This is a genomic window from Pseudonocardia sp. NPDC049154 (assembly GCF_040648315.1).
GTDB lineage: Bacteria > Actinomycetota > Actinomycetes > Mycobacteriales > Pseudonocardiaceae > Pseudonocardia.
On record NZ_JBEZDN010000218.1, the window covers coordinates 1 to 6,488 of the forward strand.

Consider the following 6,488-nt stretch of genomic DNA (forward strand, 5'->3'; position numbering starts at 1 on the left):
GGCGCGGCCGGGGCCCGGCGCGCGACCGGGGTCGGCCGGTCCTGCGGGGCGGCGGGCGCCGGCGGGGTCCAGGCCGGGGCGGCGGCGGCCGCGAGACCGGGGAGCGGGCTGCGCTCGGCGGTCGCCGTGGCCGAGGCGCGGCGGGCGTGCTCGGCCGGGGTCTGCTCGTGCACCGCGGTGGCCCGGCGGGTCTGCTCGGGCCCGCTGCCGATCCCGGCGTGCGGCCCGGCCTGCGGGTCGGCCACGAACAGCGCCGCGGGGAGGATGACGACGGCGGTCAGCCCGGAGCCGGGCGTGGTCGACAGCGACACCTCGATGGCGTGCCGCGCCGCGAGCCGCGCGACCACGTGGAAGCCCAGCCGCTGCGACACCGACAGGTCGACCTCGCGGGGCCGGATGAGCAGCTCGTTGGCCGCGGCCAGCTCGTCGTCGGGCATCCCGACGCCCCAGTCCTCGATCGTGAGGACCTGGCCGCCGATCTCGGCCCGCTGCGGGCGGCTGCGGATCGTAACGGCGGTGTCCGGCGGGGAGAAGCGGACGGCGTTCTCGGTGAGCTCGGCCAGCAGGTGGGTCAGGTCGGCGACGCTGTGGCCGGCGACCGCGATCCGGTCGTCGACGGAGAACTCGACCCGCTCGAGGTCCTCGGTCTCCGCGATCGCGGCACGGACGACGTCGCGCATCGACACCGGCGCCGACCAGACGCGGGGCGGCTGCTCGCCGGACAGGACGAGCAGGCTCTCGGCGTTGCGCCGGACACGGGTGGCGAGGTGGTCGAGCTTGAACAGCTCGGCGAGCGCGTCGGGGTCCTGCTCCTTCTCCTCGAGCTGGTTGATGATGTCCAGCTGGCGGTAGAGCATCGACTGGTTGCGGCGGGCCAGGTTGACCAGCATGTCCGAGGTGAACTGCCGGCGGCCGATCTCGGCGTCGGCGCGGACGAGCTCGCGGCCGAGCTCCTCCTTCTCGTGCTGCTCGTCCTCCGTGATCCGCCAGAAGATGACCATGCCGACACAGGCGAAGAGCACGGCGCCGGCGTGGATGCCGGCCCACAGCCACGGGTCCCGCTGCGCGGCGGGGTGGTTGAACATCAGGGCCGGGTAGAAGATCGTCCCGACGCCGTGCGACACCCCGGTCAGCAGGATGTTCCAGAGGAACGGCACCCAGTCCTGGTAGAGCGCGATGAAGCCGATGATGATGAAGAAGTGGAAGTGGGACTCGATCGTGCCGTGCGTGACGGCCACGAGCGCGATGGAGCACCACACCAGCCCGGCACTGATGCACGAGGCCGCGACGCGCCGCTGCGTCACGAAGTGCCCGGCCACCAGCAGCACGACGACGGGCGCGATGGCGGCCCCGAGCACCAGCCCCAGCGGGTTGCCGAGCAGCCACCCGAACAGGAACAGCACGGGGATGTGGGCCGCCAGGACCCACTGCAGCAGAAGATGCCGCCTGCGGAACGACGCCTCGTCGAGCGTGTTGCCGCGTGGCAGCCAGTCCAGCAGCCTCGTCATTCGTCGGCCACCCTCTCGGTCGCTTCGTCCAGCTCGTCGCGCGCCGCCGGCAGGCCGCTCACTCTCGGCCCCGGGCCCGTCCGGGGAGTCATCCGTTCGGGTCGGGGGCCCGGCCGGATTTCGCACGCGTCGACGGCGGAAGGTACACGGAGCGTGTCCCGGGCATGACTCGGTCGAGTGCGAACGGGTGATCAACGCGGGTGTGGATTGCCGATCGGCGCGCAGTCAGGGCCTTTCGCCCCTGTCCGAGGTGGATCGGACACCGCCGTTCGGCAGAGTGCCGTGGCCGGTCCGGGGGCGTTGCGACCGCCGGGCTCAGACTGCCGACCACTCGCCGCGAAAGAGGTTCATCCGGCGAGAGATCGCCCGGCACGGTCGTTGCACGGCCCTCCCTGTGAGTCCAAGGAGGCGGCCGATAGGCCCTTCGGACGCGGGCGACACCGGCCCGACGAAAGGGCGACCGCGCGTGAGTACACGACGCCGGAGCGCGGCGAATTCACCGCTTCGGCGCAACGGCGAGGTACCCGAGGTGACCGCTCGGCGACTCACCGCGTCTACTTCGGCGTGTCGGCGTGCGGAAGTCCGAGTCTGCAGAACCCCTGACCACCTGCGACGACGTTCTCGCTCGCGAGTCGGGTACCTCCGCCGGGAGTCGATCTTCTCGGCCGTTCGGCCCAGTCGATCACCCGCACCATCGAGGTAACGTGCCTTGCGGTCCACGTGCAGCACCGGGGGGCAACCCGCGCGCGGTCGTGGAGACCGCGGTGCAGCGTGGCGCCCGGTCGGCAGTGCTCCCCCACTGGTCGATCACCCGGAGAAGTACGTGAGAATCCTGCTGCTCTGTTCGTCCTACAACGGGCTGACCCAGCGCGTCTGGACGGAGCTCCGCGAGGACGGGCACCACCTCGACGTCCGCCTCGCGCACGACGAGGCCGCCATCCGCAAGGCCGTCGAGACCACGCGCCCCGAGCTGGTGCTCTGCCCGTTCCTCAAGGAGCGGGTCCCCGAGGACGTCTGGCGGGGTCAGCGGGTCGTGGTGATCCACCCGGGCCCGCTGGGCGACCGCGGCCCGTCGTCGATCGACTGGGCGATCACGGACGCGGAGCCGGTGTGGGGGGTCACCGCGCTGCAGGCCGTCGAGGAGATGGACGCCGGCCCGATCTGGGGCCACCGGACCTTCCCGATGCCGGCCGAGCCGCCGCGCAAGTCCGCCGTCTACAACGGGCCCGTCGCCGATGCCGCCGTCGAGCTGGCGCGCGAGGTCGTCGCCAAGGCGCAGGACCCCGCGTTCGTGCCGCAGCCCGCGGAGTCCTTCGGCGACGCGGTGATCGGGCGGCTCCGGCCGACCATGAAGCAGACCGACCGGGTCTTCTCCTGGGAGGACCCGACCGACCACGTGCTGCGCCGCGTGCGGGCGGGCGACGGGGCGCCGGGTGTGCGTTCGGAGCTCGCCGGCGTCGCGCTGTCGGTGTTCGACGCCCACCGCGGCTCCGCCACCCCGGGCACCCCCGGCTCCATCGCGCTGCGCCGGCACGGCGCCCTCCTGGTGCGCACCGGCGACGGGGCGGTGTGGATCGGGCACGCCCGTGTCCCGGGCGGGGTGAAGCTGCCCGCCGCGACCGTGCTGGGCGGCGCCCTCGAGGGCGCCCTCGACGAGGTGCCGGAGTCGCTCGAGCGGCCCACCGGCCCGTCGGACGGCTACCGCGAGATCAGCTACCGCCGCGTCGGGCCGGACGGCTGCGTGGGCGTGGTGCGCGCCGACCTCTACAACGGCGCCATGTCCGCCGGACAGGGCCACCGGGTCGCCGCCGCGCTGCGGCACGCCGCCGTCCAGGACACGAAGGTCCTGGTCTTCGAGGGCGGCGAGATCTTCTCCAACGGCATCCACCTCAACGTCGCCGAGGGCCGCCCCGACCCGACCGGCGAGAGCTGGCGCAACATCAACGCGATCAACGACGTCTGCCGCGAGCTGCTCACCTGCACCTCGCAGCTCGTCGTGACCGCGGTGGGCGGGCCGGCGGGCGCGGGCGGCGTGATGATGGCGCTGGGCGCCGACACCGTGCTGCTGCGCCGCGGCGCCGTGCTCAACCCGCACTACCGGAACATGGGCCTGACCGGCTCGGAGTACTGGACCTACGCGCTGCCGCGCCGGGTCGGCCCGGCCGACGCCGTCCGGTTCACCCGGGACTGCCTGCCGGTCGGCGCGGCCGAGGCGCTGCGCACCGGCCTGGTCGACGAGGTGCTCGACGGCGACCGCGCGGCGTTCGACGAGCAGGTCGTGGAGCACGCGGTCCGGCTCGCCACCGGCGACGGGTACGCCGCCGCCCTGGCCGCCAAGCAGGCCGCCCGGGAGGCCGACGAGCTCCGCCGCCCGCTGGAGACCTACCGGGTCCAGGAGCTGGCCGAGATGAGCCGGGACATGTTCGACGACCGGTTCGGCTACGCCCGGCTGCGGCACGAGTTCGTGACGAAGGCCAGGGACACCTCGTTCGACGACCCGACGGTCGCCCGCTCCCTGCGCGAGGCGACGGCGGAGGCGGCGCCGGTCGTCGCGGAGATCGCGGGCTGACTCCACCCCCGGGTGGAGCCGCCGCTCCACCCGGGATCGACCCGCGGGCCGACGATCTCCGTCCGCGTTCCGGGCAGGCTCCCGGGCATGGACTTCGCCTCGGGGAACCCGCTGGTCACCGCCCTGGTCGTCGGGGTGCTGCTCGTGCTGGTCGTGGCCCGGCAGCTCACCGACCGGCCCGTCACGGCGCAGCGGACGATGCTCGTGCCGCTCGTGCTGACGGTCCTCGGCGTGCTGACCCTGCTGCAGGCGCACCCGCCGGTGACCACCGTCGGGCTGGCGCTGACGGGTGCCGAGCTGCTCCTCGTCGTCGGGCTCGGGGTGCTGCGCGGCCGGTCGGTGCGGCTGTTCGTGCGCGACGGCGTGCTGCACCAGCGCGGCGGCGCGGTCACCCTCGCGCTGTGGGTGCTGACGATCGGGCTGCGGATCGGGCTGGGTCTGCTCGCCGTCCGGCTGGGGGCCGGCGCGCTCGCCTCGGCCACGCTGCTCGCCTCGTTCGGGCTGAGCCTGCTGGTGCAGGGCCGGGTGCTGCGCGACCGGGTCGCCGCGGTGGCCGGCGTTGACGGGGCCGGGTCGCCGCGCGCGAGGATCGGGGGGTGATGCTCGACGCGGCCGGCCCCGGGTCGCGGCCCTCCGTCCTGCGGCGGGCCGCGGCCCTGATCTGGCTGCCGATCATCGTCGCCGCCGCCTGGGCGGGGAGCCCGCGGCTGCCGGTGACCCCGCTCGCCGTGGCGGCCACGGCGCTCGCGAGCGTCGGCTGGGTGGTCATGGCCGCCCGCGTCGAGCGCCCCGGCTGGGACCCTGCCGGACTCGTCGCGACGGCCGCCGGCGGCTGCCTCATGGCCGCCCTGGCCGGGAGCTGGTCGGTGTCGGTGGCCTTCTGCTTCGTCGCCGTCGGCGCCGCGGGGGCCCGGCTCACCCGGCTCCCCGCCGTCGCGCTCGCGGCGGCGGTGTCCCTGACCCTCGCGCTGACGATCGCGCGCGGCGAGCTGACGGAGTCGCTGCTCGTCACGCTCGGGCTGGTCAGCGTGCTGCTGGTGGGGATGAGCCGGCGGGACGCGCACCGCCGCGCCGAGGAGCGCGAGCTCGCCCGGGCCGCGGAGACCCGGGCCACCGAGGAGCACGCCCGGGCCGCGGCGCTGGCCGAGCGCGCGCGGATCGCCCGGGACGTGCACGACGTCCTCGCGCACTCCCTGTCCGCGCTGTCGGTGCAGCTGCAGGGCGCGCGGCTGATGCTGCAGCGCGACGACGCGCCCGCGGACACCGTCGCCCAGGTCGAGCGGGCGCAGCGACTCGCGACCGAGGGCCTCGCCGAGGCGCGCCGCGCCGTGCACGCCCTGCGCAGCGGCCCCGTCGACCTGCCCACCGCACTGCGGGTGCTCGCCGCCGACCATCCCGGCGCCACCCTCGACCTGGCCGACGACCTCCCGGAGGTCTCCCCCGAGGCCCGCGAGACCCTCGTCCGGACCACGCAGGAGGCGCTGTCCAACGCGCGCAGGCACGCCCCCGGCGCCCCCGTCACGGTCCGCCTCCGGCCGGCGGGCGGGGAGGTCGAGCTCGAGGTCACCGACGTGACCGGCGCCCGTCCCGACCCCGGCGCCGGCGGCTACGGTCTGGTCGGGATGGCCGAGCGGGCGGCGCTGGTCGGCGCCCGGCTGGACGCGGGACCGACGGAGGACGGATGGCGGGTGCGGCTGACGGTCCCCGCGGCCCCGTGACCCTCCGTGTGGTGCTGGCCGACGACCAGCGGATCGTCCGGGACGGCCTGGTCACCCTGCTCGGCCTGCTGCCTGGGATCGAGGTCGTCGGTGCGGCCGCGGACGGCGCCGCCGCCCTGGAGCTGGTCGCCGAGCACGCGCCGGACGTGCTGCTCACCGACCTGCGGATGCCCGGCGTCGACGGGGTCGAGGCCACCCGCCGGGTCCGCACCGAGCATCCCGGCACCGCGGTCGTCGTCCTCACCACCTACGTCGACGACGAGGCGGTGGTCCCCGCCCTGCGTGCGGGCGCCGCGGGCTGGCTCTCCAAGGACGCCGACGCCGAGGCGATCGGGCGCGCGCTCCGCTCGGCCGCGGACGGGCAGACCACGCTCGACCCGGTCGCCGCCGCGCGGCTCGTCGGCGCGTCCGCCCCGGCACCGGCCCCGGCCACCCTCCCGGACGGGCTGACCCCGCGTGAGGCGGAGGTGCTGACGCTCATCGCCGAGGGCCTGTCCAACCAGCAGATCGCCCGCCGGCTCGTCGTCGGCGAGGCGACGGTCAAGACCCACGTCAACCACCTGTTCGCCAAGGCCGGGCTGCGCGACCGGGCCCAGGCCGTGCGGTACGCCTACCGGCACGGGCTCACGGGCGGGTGATGCGCCTCCGGCGCCTGTGCGCGGTAAGTGGTGCTCCAGCACCACTAACCGCGCA

5 protein-coding genes are annotated in these 6,488 nt (G+C 75.2%); 4 read left to right on the forward strand and 1 reads right to left on the reverse strand.

Annotation, left to right across the window (positions count from 1 at the left end):
* A partial coding sequence (locus AB0B41_RS42280) for an ATP-binding protein (protein ID WP_358212766.1) occupies nucleotides 1-1,508 on the reverse strand: 1,508 nt, incomplete at its 3' end.
* Between the two features lie 823 nt (nucleotides 1,509-2,331).
* On the opposite strand from AB0B41_RS42280, the gene AB0B41_RS42285 reads away from it, so the two are divergent.
* From AB0B41_RS42285 to AB0B41_RS42300, 4 genes are all read left to right on the forward strand, one after another.
* Complete coding sequence (locus tag AB0B41_RS42285; protein WP_358212768.1) at nucleotides 2,332-4,077, forward strand: enoyl-CoA hydratase-related protein; 1,746 nt, start codon at nucleotides 2,332-2,334, stop codon at nucleotides 4,075-4,077.
* 87 nt (nucleotides 4,078-4,164) lie between these two features.
* A complete protein-coding gene (locus AB0B41_RS42290) occupies nucleotides 4,165-4,677 on the forward strand; it encodes a hypothetical protein (RefSeq protein WP_358212770.1) in 513 nt (170 codons plus the stop codon).
* The gene (locus tag AB0B41_RS42295) at nucleotides 4,677-5,795 is read left to right on the forward strand and encodes a histidine kinase (RefSeq protein ID WP_358212774.1); all 1,119 of its coding nucleotides are present in this window, start codon (nucleotides 4,677-4,679) and stop codon (nucleotides 5,793-5,795) included. Before AB0B41_RS42290 ends, AB0B41_RS42295 begins: the two co-directional genes overlap by 1 nt.
* Nucleotides 5,792-6,433 carry a response regulator transcription factor gene (locus AB0B41_RS42300; protein ID WP_358212772.1) on the forward strand — a complete coding sequence of 214 codons (642 nt, stop codon included), beginning with the start codon at nucleotides 5,792-5,794 and terminating at the stop codon, nucleotides 6,431-6,433. The genes AB0B41_RS42295 and AB0B41_RS42300 overlap by 4 nt, the downstream gene beginning before the upstream one ends.
* Nucleotides 6,434-6,488 lie beyond the last annotated feature (55 nt).

Excerpts from the sequence above, each read along its gene's own strand:
- AB0B41_RS42290 (WP_358212770.1), top strand. The coding sequence starts at position 4,165 with ATGGACTTCGCCTCGGGGAACCCGCTGGTCACCGCCCTGGTCGTCGGG.
- AB0B41_RS42295 (WP_358212774.1), top strand. The coding sequence starts at position 4,677 with ATGCTCGACGCGGCCGGCCCCGGGTCGCGGCCCTCCGTCCTGCGGCGG.